General features: G+C 71.2%; 18 protein-coding genes, 2 tRNA genes and 2 pseudogenes. 14 read left to right on the top strand and 8 right to left on the bottom strand.

Features of this window, described 5'->3' with window-relative positions; translation table 11 throughout:
• The 7 genes and pseudogenes from ACFE86_RS13450 to ACFE86_RS13420 form a co-directional block, all read right to left on the bottom strand.
• Positions 1-311, bottom strand: a pseudogene (locus tag ACFE86_RS13450) (NADH-quinone oxidoreductase subunit F); the annotation flags it as partial.
• Between the two features lie 20 nt (positions 312-331).
• Positions 332-553, bottom strand: a complete 222-nt coding sequence (locus ACFE86_RS13445; RefSeq protein ID WP_375455836.1) for a hypothetical protein — start codon at positions 551-553, stop codon at positions 332-334.
• A 26-nt stretch (positions 554-579) separates the two neighbouring features.
• Positions 580-1608: pseudogene (gene nuoE / locus ACFE86_RS13440) on the bottom strand (NADH-quinone oxidoreductase subunit NuoE); the annotation flags it as partial.
• 200 nt (positions 1609-1808) lie between these two features.
• Positions 1809-2999: an NADH-quinone oxidoreductase subunit D gene (locus tag ACFE86_RS13435; RefSeq protein ID WP_375455835.1), complete on the bottom strand. Its 1191-nt coding sequence runs from the start codon at positions 2997-2999 to the stop codon at positions 1809-1811.
• 14 nt (positions 3000-3013) lie between these two features.
• Positions 3014-3661 (bottom strand): NADH-quinone oxidoreductase subunit C, encoded by a 648-nt coding sequence (locus ACFE86_RS13430; RefSeq protein WP_375455834.1) that lies wholly within the window; start codon positions 3659-3661, stop codon positions 3014-3016.
• 9 nt (positions 3662-3670) lie between these two features.
• Positions 3671-4258, bottom strand: a complete 588-nt coding sequence (locus ACFE86_RS13425; RefSeq protein ID WP_375455833.1) for a NuoB/complex I 20 kDa subunit family protein — start codon at positions 4256-4258, stop codon at positions 3671-3673.
• A gap of 36 nt (positions 4259-4294) precedes the next feature.
• The gene (locus tag ACFE86_RS13420; protein WP_375455832.1) at positions 4295-4660 is read right to left on the bottom strand and encodes an NADH-quinone oxidoreductase subunit A; all 366 of its coding nucleotides are present in this window, start codon (positions 4658-4660) and stop codon (positions 4295-4297) included.
• A 344-nt stretch (positions 4661-5004) separates the two neighbouring features.
• Between ACFE86_RS13420 and ACFE86_RS13415 the strand changes: the two genes are divergently transcribed.
• The 14 genes from ACFE86_RS13415 to ACFE86_RS13350 all read left to right on the top strand — a co-directional run bounded on the left by ACFE86_RS13415 (position 5005) and on the right by ACFE86_RS13350 (position 19042).
• Positions 5005-5081, top strand: a tRNA-Asp gene (locus ACFE86_RS13415).
• 621 nt (positions 5082-5702) lie between these two features.
• On the top strand, positions 5703-8174 hold the full coding sequence (locus ACFE86_RS13410) for a beta strand repeat-containing protein (protein ID WP_375455831.1): 2472 nt from the start codon (positions 5703-5705) through the stop codon (positions 8172-8174).
• A 102-nt stretch (positions 8175-8276) separates the two neighbouring features.
• Complete coding sequence (locus ACFE86_RS13405; protein ID WP_375455830.1) at positions 8277-9818, top strand: methyltransferase regulatory domain-containing protein; 1542 nt, start codon at positions 8277-8279, stop codon at positions 9816-9818.
• Positions 9819-9845: 27 nt separating this feature from the next.
• Positions 9846-10658 carry a SapC family protein gene (locus ACFE86_RS13400; protein WP_375455829.1) on the top strand — a complete coding sequence of 271 codons (813 nt, stop codon included), beginning with the start codon at positions 9846-9848 and terminating at the stop codon, positions 10656-10658.
• Positions 10655-11188, top strand: coding sequence for a hypothetical protein (locus tag ACFE86_RS13395; RefSeq protein ID WP_375455828.1), 534 nt, complete (start codon positions 10655-10657; stop codon positions 11186-11188). The genes ACFE86_RS13400 and ACFE86_RS13395 overlap by 4 nt, the downstream gene beginning before the upstream one ends.
• Positions 11189-11338: 150 nt before the next feature.
• A complete protein-coding gene (locus tag ACFE86_RS13390) occupies positions 11339-11710 on the top strand; it encodes a helix-turn-helix domain-containing protein (protein WP_375455827.1) in 372 nt (123 codons plus the stop codon).
• 69 nt (positions 11711-11779) lie between these two features.
• Positions 11780-11947, top strand: a complete 168-nt coding sequence (locus ACFE86_RS13385) for a hypothetical protein (RefSeq protein WP_375455826.1) — start codon at positions 11780-11782, stop codon at positions 11945-11947.
• Between the two features lie 79 nt (positions 11948-12026).
• Complete coding sequence (locus tag ACFE86_RS13380; protein WP_375455825.1) at positions 12027-12326, top strand: pertactin-like passenger domain-containing protein; 300 nt, start codon at positions 12027-12029, stop codon at positions 12324-12326.
• Between the two features lie 76 nt (positions 12327-12402).
• A complete protein-coding gene (locus ACFE86_RS13375; RefSeq protein ID WP_375455824.1) occupies positions 12403-13281 on the top strand; it encodes an aldose 1-epimerase family protein in 879 nt (292 codons plus the stop codon).
• A 4-nt stretch (positions 13282-13285) separates the two neighbouring features.
• A complete protein-coding gene (locus ACFE86_RS13370; protein WP_375455823.1) occupies positions 13286-13996 on the top strand; it encodes a uroporphyrinogen-III synthase in 711 nt (236 codons plus the stop codon).
• A gap of 171 nt (positions 13997-14167) precedes the next feature.
• Entirely contained in the window at positions 14168-16333 is a 2166-nt protein-coding gene (locus ACFE86_RS13365; RefSeq protein WP_375455822.1) for a translation initiation factor 2, read from the top strand.
• Positions 16334-16440: 107 nt separating this feature from the next.
• Entirely contained in the window at positions 16441-18024 is a 1584-nt protein-coding gene (locus tag ACFE86_RS13360; RefSeq protein ID WP_375455821.1) for a heme biosynthesis protein HemY, read from the top strand.
• Positions 18025-18410: 386 nt separating this feature from the next.
• Positions 18411-18869 (top strand): NUDIX hydrolase, encoded by a 459-nt coding sequence (locus ACFE86_RS13355; protein WP_375455820.1) that lies wholly within the window; start codon positions 18411-18413, stop codon positions 18867-18869.
• Positions 18870-18967: 98 nt separating this feature from the next.
• Positions 18968-19042 (top strand) — tRNA-Thr (locus tag ACFE86_RS13350).
• Positions 19043-19114: 72 nt separating this feature from the next.
• Here ACFE86_RS13350 and ACFE86_RS13345 read toward each other — a convergent pair.
• Positions 19115-19996, bottom strand: an 882-nt coding sequence (locus ACFE86_RS13345) for a glycosyltransferase family 2 protein (RefSeq protein WP_375455819.1), incomplete at its 5' end; no start/stop codon positions are given.

Below are 19996 nucleotides of genomic sequence, written 5' to 3'. Positions count from 1 at the left end.
AGGTGCGGGTCGTGCCGCATGATCTCCCGGTCCTTGCAGGTGCCGGGCTCGGACTCGTCGGCGTTAACCACGAGGTAGTGCGGCCGCCCGTCCGACTTCTTAGGCATGAACGACCACTTAAGACCCGTCGGGAAGCCTGCGCCGCCGCGCCCGCGCAGGCCCGACGCCTTCATTTCGTCGATGATCCAGTCGCGGCCCTGCTCCAGCAGGAACTTGGTGCCGTCCCATGCGCCGCGTTTCTGCGCGGCGTCGAGCCCGGGCGAATGCAGCCCGTAGAGGTTGGTGAAGATGCGATCCTGGTCGGCGAGCATGCTTTTCCGTTTCCGGTTTCTCAGAAGGCCGGGACGTCGATGATGTCGAGGCGGCGCGCGATGCGCTCTACGTGGGTCTCGAGGGCGTGAAGGTCCTCTCGAACGTCGTGAATGGTCGTGCCCGAAGCCCGCACCTTGCCGCGGACTTCCCGAAGGCCCTTCGCGATGTTGCCAGAGCGCGCCTGGACCGTCTTCATGACAGCGTCGATCAGGTCGTTCGTTCCGTCGGCCATGGCGATCACGCCTTCCCTCCGGGACCGCCCGGAGATGCGGCCGGCTTGTCGTCGCTCGCTCCCGAGACCGACGGCTGCGGCGGAACCGCGTCGCGCGTCAGGCCCAACTGCGCCCCGGCCTCGGCGCCGGCAGCCTCGCCCTCGGCGATGCGCTTGGCAGGCGCATCGGAGGCAGCTTGGGGCGCGTCCCTGCGCTTGATGACCGAGCTTCCACGGTCGGCGGCATCGGCCCGGTCCTCCGGCTTGATCGGTGCCTGTCCGTCGGCCGCCCGCTGCGCCGGGGCGTCGGCGACCTTCCGCTCGACCGTTCGGCCGGCATCGGGCTTGGCAATCTTGGGCTCGGTTGCGACGCGCGCCTCGGTCGAGGCAGCCTCATCCTTGGCCCGCGCCGGATCGCCCTCGGCTTTCCGGGTGTCCTCGAAGCGCCTGCGCCACGCGCCGACGCGAGAGCCGTCGAACAGGGCCGTATCGGTCAGGGTGTCGGCACCGCCCTGCGGCTCGGACGAGACCCGTCCGGTCTGCGAGCCGACCTTCACCGGGCGCCCCGCGGCGAGGTCGTCCATCAGCCTGCCCAGGCTCTCGGGCGTCAGGTCCTCGTAGTAGTCCTGGTTGATCTGCACCATGGGCGCGTTGCAGCAGGCGCCCAGGCACTCGACCTCGAGCCAGGAGAAGTTGCCGTCGACGCTGACGTGCCCCGGCGCGCCGAGGCGGGCGTGCAGCATGTCCTTGAGCTCGCGCGCGCCGCAGGAATCGCACGGCACCGTGCCGCAGAGCTGGATCCAGAACCGTCCCACCGGCTCCAGCGCGAACATCGTGTAGAAGGTCGCGACCTCCAGCACGCGGATATGCGGCATGCCGAGTTCGTCGGCGACCGCCTCGATCGCGCGCCGCGGCAGCCAGCCACCGTTCTGCTCCTGCGCCTTCCACAGCAGCGGGATCACGGCCGAGGCTTGGCGTCCCTCTGGATACTTTTCGATTTGCCCCTTCGCCCAGGCGGCGTTCTCCTCAGTGAACGCGAAGCTCTCGGGCTGATCGGCGGTCGGGGCGAGCCTGCGGTTCGACATGCTTCAAGCGTTCCCGGTGCCGGTCGTAGTAAATCCATCCGCGCGCCGATCCCTCTCCCCTCTGCGGGAGCGGGTGGCCCTCGCGTGAGGGAGGTTCGGGTGAGGGGAGCAACGCATCCGGATACGGCGCTCCCCTCTCCCGACCTGGCTCGCGGGCCACCCTCCCCCGCAGAGGGGGGCGGGAAGGGTCGCGTCGCGGATCACCGGTCAACCTCGCCGAACACGATATCGAGCGTGCCGAGCACGCAGGATACGTCGGCCAAGAGATGCCCTCGGCACATCCAGTCCATCGCCTGCAAGTGCGCGAAGCCGGGTGCGCGGATCTTGCAGCGATACGGCTTGTTCGAGCCGTCGGAGACGAGGTAGACGCCGAACTCGCCCTTGGGCGCCTCGACGCAGGCGTAGACCTCGCCCTCAGGGACGTGGAAGCCCTCGGTGTAGAGCTTGAAGTGGTGGATCAGCGATTCCATCGACCGCTTCATCGCGCGGCGCGGCGGCGGTGCGAACTTGCCGTCGAGCGAGGCGATCGGCCCCTGCCCTGCGGGCTCGCGCAGCTTGGCCACGCACTGCTTCATGATCTTCACCGATTCCCGCATCTCCTCCATGCGGATCACCTGCCGGTCGTAGGTGTCGCCGTTGCGGCCCACGGGGATGTCGAAGTCCATCTCTTCGTAAGCCTCGTAGGGCTGCGACTTGCGCAGGTCCCACGGGATGCCCGATCCGCGCACCATCACGCCCGAGAACCCCCAGGCCATGCACTCGTCCACCGACACGATGCCGATGTCGACGTTGCGCTGCTTGAAGATGCGGTTGCCCATGACGAGGTTGTCGAGGTCGTCCACGACCTGAAGGAACGGGTCGCAGAACGCTTCGATGTCGTCGATCAGCGCCGGCGGCAGGTCCTGGTGGACGCCGCCGGGGCGGAAGTAATTCGCGTGGAGCCGGGCGCCGGACGCCCGTTCGTAGAAGATCATCAGCTTCTCGCGCTCCTCGAAGCCCCAGAGCGGGGGCGTCAGCGCGCCGACGTCCATCGCCTGCGTCGTGACGTTGAGGAGGTGCGAGAGCAGGCGCCCGATCTCGCAGAACAGCACCCGGATGAGCTGCGCCCGGCGCGGCACTTCGATGCCGGCGAGCTTCTCGATCGCGAGGCAGAAGGCGTGCTCCTGGTTCATCGGCGAGACGTAGTCGAGCCGGTCGAAGTACGGCGTCGCCTGGAGGTAGGTCTTGTGCTCGATCAGTTTTTCCGTGCCGCGGTGCAGCAACCCGATATGCGGGTCGACGCGCTCCACGACCTCGCCGTCGAGTTCGAGCACCAGGCGCAGCACGCCGTGCGCCGCCGGGTGCTGCGGCCCGAAATTGATCGCGAAGTTGCGGATATTATGCTCGGTCATGGTGAGCCCTCCGCCTATGCGGTCGTCTTCTCGTCACCGGGCAGCACGTAATCCGTGCCCTCCCACGGCGAGAGGAAATCGAAGTTCCGGAATTCCTGCGTGAGCTTCACCGGCTCGTAGACCACCCGCGCCTCGTCCGTGTCGTAGCGGACCTCGACGAAGCCGGTGAGCGGGAAGTCCTTGCGCAGCGGATGCCCCTCGAAGCCGTAATCGGTCAGCAGCCGGCGCAGGTCCGGGTGGCCCGAGAACAGGATGCCGTAGAGGTCGTAGGCCTCGCGCTCGTACCAGTTGGCGCCGGGGAACACGTCGATCACGGAGGGCACCGGCGTCGTCTCGTCGGTGCGCACCTTCACCCGGATGCGCGCGTTGTGGCGCAGCGAGAGCAGGTGGTAGACCACGTCGAACCGCTGCGCGCGGTTCGGGTAGTCGGCCCCGCAGAGGTCGAGGAAGCAGCGGAAGGCGCAGGCCGGGTCGTCGCGCAGGAACGTCGTCGCGTAGACGATGTCCGAGCCCTGGACCACGAGCGTCAGCTCGTCGCGCACGATCGTGCGTTCGACCACCGCCGGCCCCAGCGCCGCGGCGATGTGGTCGGCGAGCGCCTGCAACGCCGCGTGGCCCGAGGCCGGCTGGGTATGGCCGAGGATCGCGATGCCGTTGCTCATGGCGTCACCTCAGCGTTCGATCGTGCCGGTGCGGCGGATCTTCTTCTGAAGCAGCAGCACGCCGTAGAGCAGCGCCTCGGCGGTCGGCGGGCAGCCCGGCACGTAGATGTCCACCGGCACGACGCGGTCGCAGCCGCGCACCACCGAGTACGAATAGTGGTAGTAGCCGCCGCCGTTGGCGCACGAGCCCATCGAGATCACGTAGCGCGGCTCCGGCATCTGGTCGTAGACCTTGCGCAAAGCCGGCGCCATCTTGTTGGTCAGCGTGCCGGCCACGATCATCACGTCGGATTGCCGCGGGGAGCCGCGCGGCGCGAAGCCGAAGCGTTCGCAATCGTAGCGCGGCATCGACATCTGCATCATCTCGACGGCGCAGCACGCGAGCCCGAACGTCATCCACATCAGCGAGCCGGTGCGCGCCCAGTTGATCAGGTCGTCGGTGGACGTGATCAGGAAGCCGCGGTCGGCGAGTTCGTCGCTGATCGACAGGAAGGTCGGGTCGTCGGCGCCGATCGGCCGGCCGGTGTTGGGGTCGATCAGCCCCTTGGGCTGGGGCGACAGCGTCGGCGCGCGGGAGAGGTCGGGGGTGAAGGCCATGGCTGCCTCAGTGGCGGGCGGGCGGGGCGGCGGGCTCTAGTCCCATTCGAGCGCACCTTTTCGCCACTCGTAGACGAAGCCCACGGTGAGCACCCCGAGGAAGGCCATCATCGACCACATCCCGAACCAGCCGAGTTCGCCGAAGGTGATGGCCCAGGGGAACAGGAAGGCGACCTCGAGGTCGAAGATGATGAACAGGATGGCGACGAGATAGAAGCGCACGTCGAACTTCATGCGCGCGTCGTCGAAGGCGTTGAAGCCGCACTCGTAGGCCGAGAGCTTCTCCGGGTCCGGGCTCGAATAGGCCACCAGGAACGGCGCCACGAGGAGTGCGCCGGCGATGAACAGCGACACGCCGAGGAAGACGATGAGCGGCAGGTAATCCGCCAGGAGACCGGTCATGCCACACCTCTCTCGCGCCGGGCGGCGATATGGAACTGGTCCAGGTCCAGACTGCGCGGGCCGAGGCTTAGTCGAGCCGTCCGGGTGAGACAAGCCGTTTGCGCGTCGCACCATCGGCCCCGTGCGGCCCCGATGCGGCCTCGATGCGGCCCCTTGGAACGTGAGGTGGGGCCTGGCCGGGCGCCGGCCAACACGGCAGATGCGCGCAGGCGCCGCCCGCCGGCGATCCGGCCCCGGCCGACGCCGGCCCGCGTTCGCGGCGCGCGCTTGACACGCCCCGGCCCCCCACCCTAAACCCCGGCCGCCGCTCGACGCCCGCCAGGGCCGTCGCCGGCATGCGCCGTGCGGGCGTAGCTCAGTTGGTTAGAGTGCCGGCCTGTCACGCCGGAGGTCGCGGGTTCGAGTCCCGTCGCCCGCGCCACGCAACCCCCACCGCGCCTCGGTTTCACCCACGCGCGTTTCCTCCCCCCCTCTGCGGGCTTGCGGATTCACGCATCCCGGTGCTCGGCGCGTCGCTGGCCGCGCATCCCCTCGCCCCGCCTGCGGGGAGAGGGCCGCGACGACCCCGTCGTCGTCGTGGGCCAAGGCGGCGCCGAGGGTGAGGGGGGCTCAAGGCGAGCCTCATCCGGCCACGCCCCCTCACCGTCGCTCCGGCTTCGCCTCTCGCTTCCCGGCTGCACGACGGGGTGCAGCCGGGCCTCTCCCCGCGTGCGGGGAGGAGGGGACATGCGCCCTGTCCGGATCGCGTGGGGCGATGGGTGCATCCGGCAGCCTCCGCGGGGGAGGGAAGACGCGCGCAGCCGCCGAAGCCGGCGCCCGCGCACAGGAAAATTCTTCCGAAGCCTTAACGCGCGCTCGACCGCCGGCGCCCGGTGGCATTTCAGCAACGGCGAAGGCACGGCCGCCCGGCGCGGTGAAGAATCCCCTGGACGCGGCGGCGTGAAGCAATCTACATACGGGGCGACTCACCAGGGTCGAGGGCTCCGGGGCGGGCAACGCGGCGCAACGCTGCAGGCTCCCCCCGCACCGCAAGGGAACGAACATGGCCTTAACTGCAGACCAGCTCAATACCATCTACAACAACGTTCTCTTCCGGAACGTCGACGCCGGCGGCATCCAGTTCTTCGCCAACCGCACCGACATCTCCGACGCCCAGGTGCGCCAGCAGATCGAGCTGTCGCCGGAGGCCACCACCTACGTCACCCCGATCGTGCGCCTGTACCAGGCCGAGTTCGGCCGCGTGCCGGACGTTGGCGGCCTGAAGTTCTTCGTGCAGACCTACGAGCAGGGCGGCGGCACCCAGAACATCTCGGTGATCGCGCAGCAGCTCCTGAACTCCGCCGAGGCGACCTCGGGCAGCGCGACCGTCGCGGGCAACACGCTCAACGCCGGCTTCGTCTCGACCATCTACAACAACATCCTCGGCCGCACCGCGAGCACGGGTGAGGTCAACTTCTGGACCGGCTCGGGCAAGACCGCCGCCGTGGTCCTCGCCGAGATCACCAACTCGAACGAGTCGGCGCAGCGCAACGCCTCCGGCGTCGTCACCTTCCTCGACTCGGCCGCGGTCGGCTCGCCGAACAGTGGCTCGCTCGGTAGCCAGACGGGTTCTAACGGTGGCTCGAACGCTGGCACAACTTTCACCCTTACCACAGCTATTGACAACTTCGCCGGCACAGCTGGCAACGATACTTTCCTCGGTGACGCTAACACTACTAGCGCAGCGGATCAGGTGAACGGTGGCGCTGGAACCGACACGTTAAGGCTGTTCGCGACCACTACGCTGCCGGCGATCAATGGCATCGAAGTTCTCGACTATGTCGCTCCCGGCAATGTCAGCATCAACGTCAGCAACCTTTCCGGTCTCCAGACTCTTAAGGTTGAGCAGGTCGATGCTACAAATGGCACGACTTTTACGGCTGGAGCCGGCGTTGCGCTCGACATCTCGACGGCGAACGGCGTCGCTGCCGCTGGTACTGTGACCTTCGCAGCCTCGGCGACGGATACGACCACTAACCTGACGCTGAGCGGTTTCCAGGGCGGGACTGCTGTAACCCCTAACGATGTCACCGTAACGGGCGCTGCGAGCACGACGCTCAACGTCAACGGAACGACGACGAAGAACGCGGTTGGCAATCTCACGGCTGCGGCGACCGATACGACCGTCAACATCAATGCGGCGACCGAGTTCAGCGCCACGACGCTCACGGCTGGTGCAGCTACGAAGCTGAACATTGCCGGCGCTGGCAAGGTGACGATCTCGGCATCGGATCTTGCCGCGACCGTGACCGTCGACGGTAGCACGAACACAGGTGGCGTTCTGTTTACGGACGAGGCCGCTGGTTCGACGCTGACCTTCAGAGGCGGCTCTGGCAACGACAGCGTGACGTTCGCCGCGACGCAGTTCACGGTTTCTGATACTCTTACGGGTGGTGCTGGCACAGATACCATCAACATCAACGATACGACGCCGGTCTACGCTGCAATCAATAAGGCTACTGGCTTCGAGGCGTTGGGTCTGAGCAGTTCTGGTGCCACTGTCGACATCTCTCAGATTACCAACGGCATTAACTCTTTCAAGGTAAATGCCGGTAACTTGACAGAGACGTTCAACAACGCTCTCGCCACGTCAGTGTTTACGATTGACAACAGTGCCGGCAACAGCGGCACGGTAACGGTTGCCAACAAGGTCGGTGAGACTGCAACCAGCGTTACGGTTGACTACGGTGCAGCGACGGCCGCCAAGACCCTCGCAAACCTGACCGTTAACGGCGAAACGACCGTTAACCTGACTTCAACCGGTACGGGTACTGGCGGAAGCAACGTCATTACAACGCTTGCCAATGCCGATAACTCGAACATCGTGATCACTGGGTCTAAGGATCTCACGATCACGAGCGGTTTAGCTGCGACGACAACGGGCTCGAAGATCGACGCCTCGGCGTTTACTGGCAAGCTCAATGTGTTGGGTTCGGGTCAGGCCGACGTCATAATAGGTGGTAGTGGCAACGACACTATCAACGGTGGCGCTGGTAAGGACACCATCAACGGTGGTGCCGGTAACGACACGATCACGGTGAATACTGCTGCCTCGAATGATGTCATCACCGGCGGTTCTGGTTCTGACATTTTCAAGTTCTCTGGCAGCAACCTTGCTAACTTCGCTGCCACATCCGCTGGCACAACTGATATTGTCAGCATCACGGACATTGTTGCTGGCACTGACAAGATCAGCCTTGTCAACACGGGCACTCCATTCACTGCGGTCAACCTTGCCAATCAGACCATCGCCACTGCTGCCGACCTGACTGGTGTCTATGCTGGTATTACGGCCGTGACGGGCTCAACAACGACCGCACAGGCCGTCGTGTTGACGGTGCAGGGTGGTGCTGCCGCTGGTACTTATCTGTACGTGAATGATGCAACTGGTCCTGTCTCAAACACAGCCGACTTCCTCGTGAAGATCACTGGCCTGACTGGTACGCTGGCCGCAAGCGACTTCCAGTTCACGTAAGACGACAACAATATCAAAGAAAGGGCGGGGGAAACCTCGCCCTTTTTTGTTCTTATTGCCTAGTCAGCAGTTACGAGTTCGATCGCCGCTTTGGGAGAGAGAATGTCCACTTGGACTGAGGGCTACGTCTCCGACATCCCCTACGCGCTCGGCTTCTACCGCGAGACCGTACCCGCCCATATCGCCTTCGCCGCAATAGCTGTCGGCCGGCACCCCAGCCTCAGCCTGCGGCCCCGGCGCGTGCTCGAACTAGGCATCGGCATGGGTCTCGGCTTCCTCATCAACGCGGCGGCCAACCCCGCGACGCAGTTCGAAGGCGTCGACTTCAACCCGCTGCACGTCGCCCACGCGCGCGGCCTCGCGGACGCGGCGGCGCTCGCCAACGTGTCGCTGCGCGAGGCGAGCTTCCAGGACCTGGCGCGCGAGGCGCAGGAGGGCCAGCACGACCTCGACCTGATCGTGCTGCACGGCATCCTCACCTGGGTCTCGGCCGAGGCGCACGAGGCCATCGTCGAGGTCGCGCGCAAGCGGCTCAGGCCCGGCGGTCTGCTCTACGTCTCCTACAACGCCATGCCGGGCTGGGCGCCGGTGCTGCCGATGCAGCGCCTGATGCGCGAGAACGCCAAGCGCGTCGCCGGCCGCTCCGACGTGCAGACCGGCTCCGGCCTCGACCTCGTCAAGGCGCTGATGGCCGAGGGCGCGGCGTACTTTGCCGCCAACCCCGGCCTCGCGCCGCGCGTCGAGCGCCTGCTGACGATGGACCGCAACTACCTCGCGCACGAGTACCTCAACGCGAACTGGTTCATCTTCCACATAGCCGACGTCGCCGAGATGTTCGGCCGGGCCAAGCTCGGCTACGTCGGCTCGGCGACGCTCACCGAGAACATGGACGCGCTGTGCGTGCCCGAGGGCGCCCGCGCGCGGGTCTCGGCCGAGGCCGACCCGATCTTCAAGGAGACGCTGCGCGACATCGCCGGCAACAAGCAGTTCCGCCGCGACCTCTACGCCCGCGGCGCCGCCCCGACGACGGCGGCCGAGCAGAACGCGCTGCTGGCCGCGATGCGCTTCGCGCTCGTCGTGCCGCGGAGCAAGGTGACGTTCACGTTCCAGAGCCCGCTCGGCGAGCTGAACGGCAACGACGCGCTCTACGGCGTCCTGGCCGACCGGCTGGCCGCGGGCGCGGCAAGCTTCAGCGAGATCGCGGCGCTGCCCGCCTTCGGGCCGGGCGGGGCGGGCGCGGCGCTCCAGGCGATCAGCCTCCTGGTGCACAGCGGCCAGGCGCTGCCGCTGCCGGCCGCCGAGACCACCGATCCCGGCCCGGCGCAGCGCCTCAACCGCGTCATCGCCGGCAAGATGCTCCAGGGCCGCACCTACAACTTCCTCGCCGCGCCGCTCGCCGGCTCCGGCATCCAGGCCACCCACGGCGACCTGCTGATGCTCTCGGCGGTGCTCGCGGGCGAGGCCGGCGGGCCGGAGGCGCTGACGGCCCACGTCATGGCCTCGATGCGGCGGCTCGGCGTCAACTGGCTCAAGGACGGCCAGGCCGTGACCGTGCCGGCCGAGACCGAGGCGCTGGTCGGCGCCGAGGCAGCGGTGTTCCTCGCCGAGAAGCTGCCGGTGTGGCGCCACCTGGGCGTGGTGTAGGCGCGCGATCGGGGGTAGGGATCGGCGATGCCCGCGCTCCACGTCCTCTCGCCGTCCCGCCACCGCCATCTGCGCTGGCACCGCTACCAGGGCTACGCCTTCGCCGCCGAGCGCAGCGTGATCGGCCTCGCCGCGGCCGAGCTGGCGCAGGCCGCGCTGGCGTTCCCGCTCGCCTTCACCCAGGCGGGCGCGGGCTGGTCGCTGTGCGCGCTGCTCGGCCTGCTGCCGGGCCAGAACCTCTACGTCGATGCGCAGGGCGCCTGGCGCGGCGCCTACGTGCCGGCGGCCCTGCGCGCGCACCCGTTCCACCTCGGCTGGGACGCGGGCTCGGCGGCCACCCTGTGCGTGGACGAGGCGAGCGGCCTGCTGACGCCGGAGGGCGGCGAGCCGCTGTTCGACGACGCAGGCGGCCTGAGTGAGCCGGTGGCGCAGGTGTGGGCCTTCCTCGCGCAGACGGCCGAGAGCATCCTCGCGCTGGAGGGCGCCTGCGCCGTGCTGGCGCAGGCCGGCGTGCTCGCGCCGTGGCCGATCACGCTCCAGACGCAAGCCGGCGCGCAGACCGTGCCGGGCCTGCACCGCCTCGACGAGGCGGCGCTGAACGCGCTCGACGCGCCGGCGTTCACCGCCCTGCGCCGGGCCGGCGCGCTGCCGGTGGCCTACGCGCAGCTCCTCGCGATGGGCAACCTCGCCGCCCTCGGCAAGCTCGCGCAGGCCCGCGCCGAGGCCGAGGCCGCCGCCCGCGCGCAGGCCAGCACCCCGCCCGCGCCGATGCTGTTCCTGCCCGCCGACAGCAGCATCGACTGGGACTGGAGCCGGATCGGGAAGAGCGGGCCGGCATGAGCGCAATCCCCATCAAGGCCGTCAGCCTCGCCTTCGCCTACGACGCGCCCGAGGACCGGCTCAGCCTGTTCGCCGCGGACGGCGCGGGCCACGGCGTGCACGTCGCCCTGACGCGCCGGCTGACCGAGCGCCTGACCAACGGCCTCGCCCGGCTGCTCGAACGCTCGAACGCCATCGCCAGCCAGGCGCCGGCCGCGCTGCGCGACGACATCATCCTGCTCGAGCACCAGGACGCCCTGTTCGGGCGGGGCGGGCCGGCCCTGACCGAGGCGTCCGTCGCGGCCGACGGCCCCGCCCCGGCGCTGCCGGCGGCCCGCCTCGTCGGCGCCGTCGACGTCACGCTCACGCCCGCCACGTTCGAGGTGTCGCTGCGCGACGGGGCCGCCGACCTCGTCGGCCTGAGCCTCGACCGCCTCCAGGTCCATCGCCTGGTCGAAGTCCTGAGCCGCCGGGCCGACGCGGCCGGCTGGAACATCGCCCTGGACGCGGCCTGGCTCGAACCGGGGCAGACGGAGATCGTCTTCAACTGAGGCTCGATCGGCGTGATGATCCGTCGCTGTTCTGTCCGATACTGAGGCCGGGATCGCCGCCGGCCTCGCCTTGACAGGCTTTAGCCACGGCCCTACCCCATGTATGGGTTCCGCTATAGGGAATGACGACCACCGAGGGCCTCGTGCGAGATGTATACCAACGCGCAGAAGTTGAGCACGCCCGAGACCAGGGAACTTCGCAAGGAAGCCGGACGGGTCCTGAAGCATCTGCGCGAGAAGGCGGGCCATTCGCAGCGTTCGTTCGCGGCCGAGATCGGATCGCCGGTCTACACCTTCGTGTCCCAGGTCGAGACCGGCCGCAGCCGCGTCCCGCCCGACCAGATCCGCATCTGGGCGAACGCCTACGGGGTCGACGCACGCTCGTTCCTGCAGATGATCATGCGCTTCTACGATCCGGAGACCTTCGCCGTGCTGTTCGAGTCCGAGCCCGAGATCGCCTCCGGCGCGGCGTTCCCCGAACTCACTGAAGCCGAGGCGGCCGAGATGCCGGCCGCGGACTGATCGTCGTCGCCGTGCAAACCTTCGGTTAACCATCCCGGGCGAGGATGCCGCGTCCGGGGAGACGTGGCCATGAAGATGCTGTCGCTGGTGCTGTGCCTCGCCGCCCTGCCGCTCGGCGGCTGCGCCGGTCCGCAGACGGCCCAGGTCGCGGCCGATGCCGGACGGACCGTGCGCGTGCCGACGACCCTCACCGGCACGCAGGCCGGCCCCAGCACCCTGATCCTCGGCGTGCAGTAGCGAAGCGGAGTCCGGAGGGATGCAACCGTTCCCGCCCTGCCGCGTCTTGCGAGGAGCGACACGTGCGAGGCGAATCCCGATGGAACCCATGAAGCCGATGGAACCCATGAAGCCGATGGAGCCGATGAAGGGCGCCGAGCCGTGGTGGCCGGAGGACCTCGGCAAGCCCGCGACCAGCGGCGCGCAGGACGGGATGAAGTACGCGTTCTTCTCCGACAAGCACCGGCTGCTGATCGAGCAGGACGGGAAGACCACGACCTACGACAGCGGCGACCACCGCATCGGCGGCGTCTCGCAGCAGGCCGGCGGCACCGCGTCGCTCACCTTCAGCAGCCAGAACGGCACCGTCGATCTCGGCTCCCTGACGCGGGTGGATTGACGCTTCGGACGGGAAGCCGCTTGCCCGGCCGCATCGGCCCTGCTCTTGATGCGGGCCCGACGGAAGAGCGTTCCCCATGGCCGATTCGATCCTGCTGACGGCGTCCGACGGCACCACGGCGAGCCTCGCGCTTGCCGGCGCCGAGCCGGTCTCGTGGCGGGTCGCCGGCGCGGAGTACCTGTGGAGCGGCGACCCGGCGCATTGGAATCGGCACGCGCCGTGGCTCTTCCCGGTGGTCGGCGCCTCGGCGGGCGGCGTGGTCCGGGTGGCCGGCACCGCGTACCCGATGGCCCAGCACGGCTTCGCCCGCGACCTGCCCTTCGGAGTGGTGGCGCAGGCAGGCGACGCCGTGACGCTGCGCCTGACCGAGACGCCGGAGACGCTGGCGCAGTACCCGTTCCGGTTCCGCCTCGACATCGCGGCGCGGGTGCGGCCAGCGGGGCTCGACTTCGCGATCGCGGTGCACAACCCCGGCGCGGCCGCCCTGCCCTACGCCCTCGGCTTCCACCCGGCCTTCCCGTGGCCGTTCGCGGGCGGCACCCGGGCGGCCGGCGGCGGCTACGCGGTGGCGTTCGAGCATGCCGAGCGCGCGCACGCCCCCGAGGTCGGCCCCGGCGGGCTGCTGCTGCGCCAGGAGCGCCCGATCCCCCTCGACGGCGACACCCTGCCCCTCGACCCGGCCCTGTTCACCGAGGCGCTGGTGTTCCGCACGGCGCGCAGCCGGACGATGCGGTTTACCGGCCCCGGCGGCGCGGCGATCGGCATGGCGGTGGAGGACTTCCCCCATCTCGCCGTCTGGACGAAGCCCGCCGCGCCGTTCCTGTCGCTCGAGGCCTGGACCGGGCATGCCGACTGGGCGGATTTTGCCGGCGAACTCGCGGCGCGCGATTCGCAACGCCTGCTGGCGCCCGGCGCCACCGCCCGCCACGCGATCCGGCTGAGCCTGGAGGGCTGAGGCCGTGCGGATCTGGGTGGCCCGGCCCGAGCCCGGCGCCGCACGCACGGCCGAGCGTCTCGCCGCGCTCGGCCATCGTCCCCTGGTCGCGCCGGTGCTGGTGGTGCGCCCGACCGGGACGCCGCCGCCGCCCGGCCCGTTCGCGGCGCTCCTCCTGACCAGCGCCAACGCGCTCGCCGCCCTGCTCGCGACCGGCGCGGACGAGGCCCTGCGCGGCCTGCCGGTCTTCGCGGTCGGGCCGCACACGGCGGCGCTCGCCGCGAAGGCCCGGCTCGGGCCGGTCGAGACCGGAGCAGGGGACGCTGCCGCGCTCGCCACGCTGGTCGGGCGGCGCCTCGCGCCCGGCGCGCGCCTGCTCCACGTCGCTGGCGCCGCGCGCAAGCCCGAGCCCGCCGCTTCCCTGGAGGCCGCCGGCTACGCGGTCGCGACGCACCTCGCCTACGCGGCCGAAGCCGTGCCGCACCTCCCGGACAGGGTCGCCGCAGCCCTCGGCGGCGGCGACCCGGGCCTCGACACGGCGCTGCACTATTCCCGCCGGAGCGCGGCGATCGCGCTCCGGCTGGCGGAAGCCGCCGGTCGCGGCGGAGCTTTCCGCGCGCTGAGGCATTACTGCCTGTCGGACGATGTGGCCGCGCCGCTGGAAGCGGCCGGGATCGCGGTGCATTTCGTCGCGGCGCGACCGCGCGAGGACGACCTCCTCGCGGGTCTGTCCTGACGGCGTCCACGCGCCGGCGTATCGGGTCTCGCCCCGGCGGAAGCGGCGGTGCTAGGAGATTGGCCGGCCGCCCCGCCGGGTGGGCCGGTCGCGGCCGGCGGCCGCGGGAGCCATCGAGGGGCGCGGATGCGAAAGCCGCGTCCGGGACGTCGAGACGGGAGAGAACGGGCCGTGAAGCCACCATCCAACGACGCCGACCGCCCGAACCCCGGCGCGCCGAAGCCGGGCGGCACGCCGCTTCAGGCCGGCAGGCCCGGCATATTTCAGCCGCCGCAGGGGCGGCCGCCCGAGCCACGCCCGGCGGGCCTCGACGCCAAGCCTGCGCCCGGCAAGCCCGAACCCATCAAGACCGAGCCCGGCAAATCCGAGCCTGCCACGCCAATCGTCGGGGCGCCGCCGTCCGCTCCCGCATCGCCGCCGGCAGGGCTTGATGCCCGCCGCGCCGATCCGCCGATCTCCGTCAGCCCCAGGGTCGAGCCGGGGCGCCCGGCCCAGCCCGCCGCCGCCCCGCCGGGTCCGGCGAGGAGCGATGCCAAGCCTGTGGACGCCAAGCCGGCCGGCGCGCCGACATCCGAGCCGCCGAAGCCCGCGGGCGCTCCCGTCGAGGCCGCCAAGCCCGGCTCCGGTCCGGACGCTCCGAAGGCGGCCGGCGCGCCGGCCCAGGCAGGTCCGCGCCCCGGGGTCGCCGTGACCGACGGCCCGATCATCGACCTGAAGGCCAAGCGCGTCGGGGACGAGGCCCAACGCGATGCGAAGGGAGACGCATCGGGTGACGGGCGCAGTGACGCGAAGGCCGCCGCGGCGGATGCCGGCGCGAGGCTGGCTGCCGGCTCCGGAAGCGCGCCGCCGCGCGTGGCACCCGTCGCGGCAAAGGGCTCGCGCGGGCCGGGCCTCGGCTCGGTCGCGGCGGCGGGGCTCCTCGGCGGCGTGATCGGTGCCGGGCTGCTGTTTTCGGTCGAGCGGGCGGGCGTGCTCGGCGATGCCGGCGGCGATGCCCGGATCGACGCCCTCGACCAGCGGATCTCGGGACAGTTCAGCGGCCTCGACCAGCGCATGGCGACGCTGAGCCCGCGCGACGCGGTCGCGGCGCTCGACAGGCGGATCGCGGCCAGCGAAGCCGCGCTGAAGCCGCTGCCCGAGGCCGTGAAGGCCGCGGAGGCCGCCGCGAAGCAGGCGCTCGACAAAGCGGGCGCAGCACCGGCGGCTGCTGCGGACGCGCAGACCGCGAGCCCGGGGACGGCGGGCGCGCTCCCGGCCGACCTCGCGGCCCGACTCGACGGCCTCGACCAGCGCCTCGCGGCCCTGCAGGAGGAGCCCGGACGCGAGCCGCCGGCCGAGTCCCGCCTCGGCGTCACCCAGGCCGGCGACGGCGGCAGGCCGTTCGCCGCGCTCGACGAGCGCGTGAAGGCGCTCGAGAGCAAGGGACTTGAGAGCAGGGGATCAGATGCGAAGGCCGTCGGCGGCAGCCTGCAGCCCGCCGACCTCGCACCGAAACTCGCCACCCTCGAGGGTGAGATCGCGGCGCGCACCAGGGCCGGCGCCGAGGCCGACCAGGCGATCGGCCGGCGCCTCGACGCGCTCCAGAAGACGCTCGACGAGCGCGTGAAGGCGGTGGCCGAGGTCGTGCAGGCGGCGACGCAGGCCACGCGGGAGGCGGCAGACGCTGGCAAGACCCAGGCCGAGGCGGCGACCAAGGCCCTCGACCGCCGGCTCCAGGAGCAGTCGGAGCGGATCGCCTTGCTCGACAAGGCCGTGGCTTCGCGCGCCGAGGCCAGCACCGTCCAGGCGGCGCTGAAGGTCGTCACGGCCGACCGGGTCGCGGGGGCGCTGGAAGCCGGCGTGCCCTATGCCGAGCCGCTGGCGACGTTGCGCGGGCTCGAGACGGGCGACGCGAGCCGCATCGACGCGCTGGCGCCCTTCGCCGAGACGGGCGCGCCGACGGCGGGCCAGCTCGCGGCCGCGTTCCGGCCGATCGGGGACAGGATCGCGGCGGCGCGCAGGACCGCGGAGGCGCGGGACGTGGCCGCCAACGGCGACCTGAAGCGCCGCTTCCTCAGCATCGCCGACGCGATCGTTCAGGTGCGCAAGGTCGACGCCCCGGCGCCGGCCGAGGCCGCCGAGGCCGATCCGGCCGCGAAGGTGCAGGCGGCGCTCGACCGCGGCGCGCTCCGCGAGGCGTCGCAGGCCTACGCGGCGATGCCGCAGGAGGCGAAGGCGCAGGCCGAAGCCTTCGGGGCGACGCTGAAGGCGCGGGTCCAGGCCGCCCAGGCCGCGCAGGCCCTGCTCTCCGACGCCTTCAAGGGCCTGCCGACCACCGCGCCGGCCACGATCCGTTGAGCGACCATGCCGCGGAGGCGCGAGGCGTCCCCGTCCATATTTTCTTCGTCGCGACGTGACGTGCTCCGACGTGACGTTCCCGGCGGCTGACAGGAGTATCTGATCCCATGTGGCGCGCCCTCGCCTTCCTGGCCCTGCTTGCCGTCGCCGCCTTCGGGGCGGTGTGGATCGCCGACCGTCCCGGCTCGGTCACCATCGTGTGGAACGGCTACGCGGTGGGCACCAGCCTCGCGGTCGCGCTCGTCGGGGTCGGCGTCGCGGCGGTGGCGCTCGGGCTGGTCTGGGTGGTGGTGCGCAGCCTCGTCACCCTGCCCGAGACCCTGGTGAGCGGCTCGCGCGGGCGCCGCCGGGCCAAGGGCTTCACGGCGCTCTCCCGCGGCATGGTCGCGGTCGGCTCGGGCGATCCCCTGGCGGCGCGCCGCCATGCGGGCGATGCCGAGCGCCTGCTCGGCGCGGAGCCGCTGACCCTGCTGCTCAAGGCGCAGGCGGCGCAGATCTCCGGCGACCGGCAGGCGGCCGAGACCGCGTTCCAGCGCATGGTCGACGACCCCGAGACGCGGGTTCTGGGCCTGCGCGGCCTGTTCGTCGAGGCGCGCCGGCGCGAGGACGATGTCGCGGCCCGCGCCTACGCGGCGGAGGCCGCGCGGCTCGCCCCCAGCGTCACCTGGGCCAACGACGCCGTGCTGGAAGCGCAGTGCGCCGACGGCGACTGGAGCGGTGCGCTGGAGACCATCGAGCGCCGCGGCGCGCTCGGCCTGATCGACAAGGCCGAGGCGCGACGGCAGCGCGCGGTGCTGCTCACCGCCACGGCGCGGGCGCGCGAGGCCGGCGAGCCGGAGGCGGCGACCGAGCGGGCGCTCCAGGCGGTCAAGCTCGCACCGGATCTGGTCCCCGCCGCCTGCATCGCCGGGCGGCTGCTCGCCCGCCGCGGCGACCTGAAGAAGGCGGCCCGGGTCGTCGAGGCGGCGTGGAAAGCCAACCCGCACCCCGACCTCGCCAAGGTCTACCTGAACCTGCGCACCGGCGATTCGGTCCGCGACCGCCTGGCGCGCGCCGAGACGCTGGCCAAGCTCTCCTCCTGGGCGCCGGAAGCGCGCCTCGCCATCGCGCAGGCCGCCTACGACGCCCGCGCCTTCGGGCAGGCCCGCGACGCCCTCCAGCCGCTGCTCGCCGACCGCCCCACCGTCCGCACCTGCCTGATGATGGCCCGGATCGAGGAGGCCGAGCACGGTGCCGGCTCCGGCCGCGCCCGCGAATGGCTCGCCCGCGCAGCCCACGCCCCGCGCGATCCCGTCTGGATCGCCGACGGCGTCGCCTCGCAGAGCTGGGAGCCGATCTCCCCGGTGTCGGGCCGCATCGACGCCTTCGTCTGGCGCGAGCCGCCGAACCTGCTGACCGGCCCGGAGCCGTTCGATCCCGCCGCCGACGCGCCGGCGGGCGCTCCGGCCATCCCGGCGCCCACGGCCGCGACGGCGGCGACCCCCGCCTCGGTCGAGCCGGCGGAGCCGGCCGCCCCCGCGGTGCCGTCGTCCGCGGAACCCGAGGCGGTCGCGCCCAAGGCGGCGCCGACCGGGACCGGACCGATGGCGCTGGGCGCAGCGACCCCGGTGGTGCTGCCGCTGCCGCGCGGCCCCGACGAGCCCGGCACGAGCGCCGAGGCCGCCGAGGCCAAGGCCCGCCGCTTCGGCTGAGCCCCGCCCCGGCCCCGGCGGAGCGAGCGCCCCCAGCCCCGGGCGGCATCGCCGGCCGGGTAGAGCGGGCGGGCGTGGTCTTCGGTTCGTGACTGCGGCACGAATGCCCCGTCGCGTGCGTTGGAGGCGACGGCCATACGCGGCGGGATCGTCGTGCCGCTCGATCATCGCGCCGCCCCGCGCATCCCCACTCGCTTTCCGGGAGGGTCTCGACTTAATCGTTTGCCGGGTAAGTTTCCGACCGAAGGGGCCGCCGACCTGTTCCAGTCTAGACCCGACCCCGCGAGGCGCATCCCGCCGTTCACGTCCGTCCTGCCGGTCGCCGGCCGGACGACGCGGGTGCGCGCGCGGTCATGTCGGCCGGTCCGTCGCGCGGGGCGCGTGCCATGACGAAGATGCCGTTCGACGACGAGCGCGAACCGCGCTCGCAGGTCGGCGCGCTGCCGTTCCGGCGCGATCCGGACGGCACCTACGCGGTGCTGCTCGTGACCTCGCGGGAGAGCCGGCGCTGGGTGATCCCGAAGGGATGGCCGATGAAGGGGCGCAAGCCCTTCGAGGCCGCCGCGCGCGAAGCCTACGAGGAGGCGGGCGTGCTGGGCCATGTCGGCAAGCGTCCGCTCGGGTTCTACCTCTACGAGAAGCGCCTGAAGAACCGCGATTCCGTGCTGTGCCAGGTGAAAGTGTTCCCCCTGGAGGTGCGCAAGCAGCGCAAGACCTGGCCGGAGCAGCACCAGCGCGAGCAACGCTGGTTCACCCCCTCCGAGGCCGCCGAGGCGGTGACCGAGCCTGGCCTCTCCGCGATCATCCGCGCGGCGCTGAAGCGCGACGGGCGGCCGACGGCGTGACCGGGATCGAATCACCGCCGATCGCTTGCGAAGCCGCCGCCGATCCCTTAAAGCCCCACTCGGTCGGACGGAGACGCCCCGCGGGCGCCCGGCCGCCGGCTGCGGTAGCTCAGTGGTAGAGCACCTCATTGGTAATGAGGAGGTCGTGGGTTCGATCCCCCCTCGCAGCACCAGTTCATCCCAGCATGACGACGACTCCGGCGGCGTTGCGGCAGCGATGCCGCCCTCCCGTCCGCGGCCCCCGCTCACGCCTCGTCGGCGGCGGCGATCCAGACCGGACCGCGCGGGGCGGCGCGGGGCGGTGACGGGACGGCGCGGCTCTGGGCGAGGTCGGCGAGTTCCGGCGCCCGGGCGGTGTCGTCGATGGTCAGGAACAGGCCGCGGGCGCGGGCGCGGCGTCCGAGATCGCTGCTGCTGGTGAGCACGCTCTGGGCCGGGCTCGTCACGAGGGCGACGACCAGGGGGGACAGCCACAGGGCGAGCCAGGGATCGCCGACGAGGCCGAGGCCCAGGGCGGCCAGCGCGCCGACGACGAGCGCGTCGGCCTGGAGCCGGCACGCCTCGGCCCAGCTCACCCGGCGGTCGTCGCGGACCTGGGCATCCCAGCGCACGACGCGGCCGAAGAAGGTCGAGACCACGGCGCCCGCCGTGAACAGCGTCATCACCGGCCAGAGCAGCACCCACAGCCCCTGCTCCAGGGCGGCGCTCGCGAGCAGCGGCCCCGTGCCGCCGAAGCTGTCGCGCCGCGCCTTCGAGGCGAGCACGTGGCCGAGGCTCAGCGCCTTCGGCAGCGCCAGCACGGCGAGCGTGAGGGCGGCCAGCGCATGCGCGGCCGGCGTCGTGCCGGTCAACCCGTAGCCGAGGAGCCCGAGGTCGCCGGTCTTGGCAGCCAACCACGCGCCGGCGACGAGGTAGGCGATCCAGGCCGGCAGCATCGCGTAGGAGACGATGCCGACCATCATGTGCCAGCGGCTCGCGGCGCGAAGCCCCGGCCAGGGCAGGACGCGCAGGTGCTGCATGTTGCCCTGGCACCAGCGGCGCTCGCGCCCTAGAAGGTCGATGAGGTTCGTGGGCATCTCCTCCCAGGTGCCGCCCATCTCCGGCAGCAGCCGCACCTCCCAGCCGGC

It is taken from the genome of uncultured Methylobacterium sp., assembly GCF_964244095.1.
GTDB lineage: Bacteria > Pseudomonadota > Alphaproteobacteria > Rhizobiales > Beijerinckiaceae > Methylobacterium.
This window is presented reverse-complemented; position numbering and strand designations above follow the sequence as displayed.

Coding starts and splice junctions, on each gene's coding strand:
- ACFE86_RS13435 (WP_375455835.1), bottom strand. CDS start 2,999: ATGACCGAGCATAATATCCGCAACTTCGCGATCAATTTCGGGCCGCAG.
- ACFE86_RS13405 (WP_375455830.1), top strand. CDS start 8,277: ATGTCCACTTGGACTGAGGGCTACGTCTCCGACATCCCCTACGCGCTC.
- ACFE86_RS13430 (WP_375455834.1), bottom strand. CDS start 3,661: ATGAGCAACGGCATCGCGATCCTCGGCCATACCCAGCCGGCCTCGGGC.
- ACFE86_RS13360 (WP_375455821.1), top strand. CDS start 16,441: ATGTGGCGCGCCCTCGCCTTCCTGGCCCTGCTTGCCGTCGCCGCCTTC.
- ACFE86_RS13390 (WP_375455827.1), top strand. CDS start 11,339: ATGTATACCAACGCGCAGAAGTTGAGCACGCCCGAGACCAGGGAACTT.
- ACFE86_RS13385 (WP_375455826.1), top strand. CDS start 11,780: ATGAAGATGCTGTCGCTGGTGCTGTGCCTCGCCGCCCTGCCGCTCGGC.
- ACFE86_RS13420 (WP_375455832.1), bottom strand. CDS start 4,660: ATGACCGGTCTCCTGGCGGATTACCTGCCGCTCATCGTCTTCCTCGGC.
- ACFE86_RS13400 (WP_375455829.1), top strand. CDS start 9,846: ATGCCCGCGCTCCACGTCCTCTCGCCGTCCCGCCACCGCCATCTGCGC.
- ACFE86_RS13425 (WP_375455833.1), bottom strand. CDS start 4,258: ATGGCCTTCACCCCCGACCTCTCCCGCGCGCCGACGCTGTCGCCCCAG.
- ACFE86_RS13395 (WP_375455828.1), top strand. CDS start 10,655: ATGAGCGCAATCCCCATCAAGGCCGTCAGCCTCGCCTTCGCCTACGAC.
- ACFE86_RS13410 (WP_375455831.1), top strand. CDS start 5,703: ATGGCCTTAACTGCAGACCAGCTCAATACCATCTACAACAACGTTCTC.
- ACFE86_RS13375 (WP_375455824.1), top strand. CDS start 12,403: ATGGCCGATTCGATCCTGCTGACGGCGTCCGACGGCACCACGGCGAGC.
- ACFE86_RS13380 (WP_375455825.1), top strand. CDS start 12,027: ATGGAACCCATGAAGCCGATGGAACCCATGAAGCCGATGGAGCCGATG.
- ACFE86_RS13355 (WP_375455820.1), top strand. CDS start 18,411: ATGACGAAGATGCCGTTCGACGACGAGCGCGAACCGCGCTCGCAGGTC.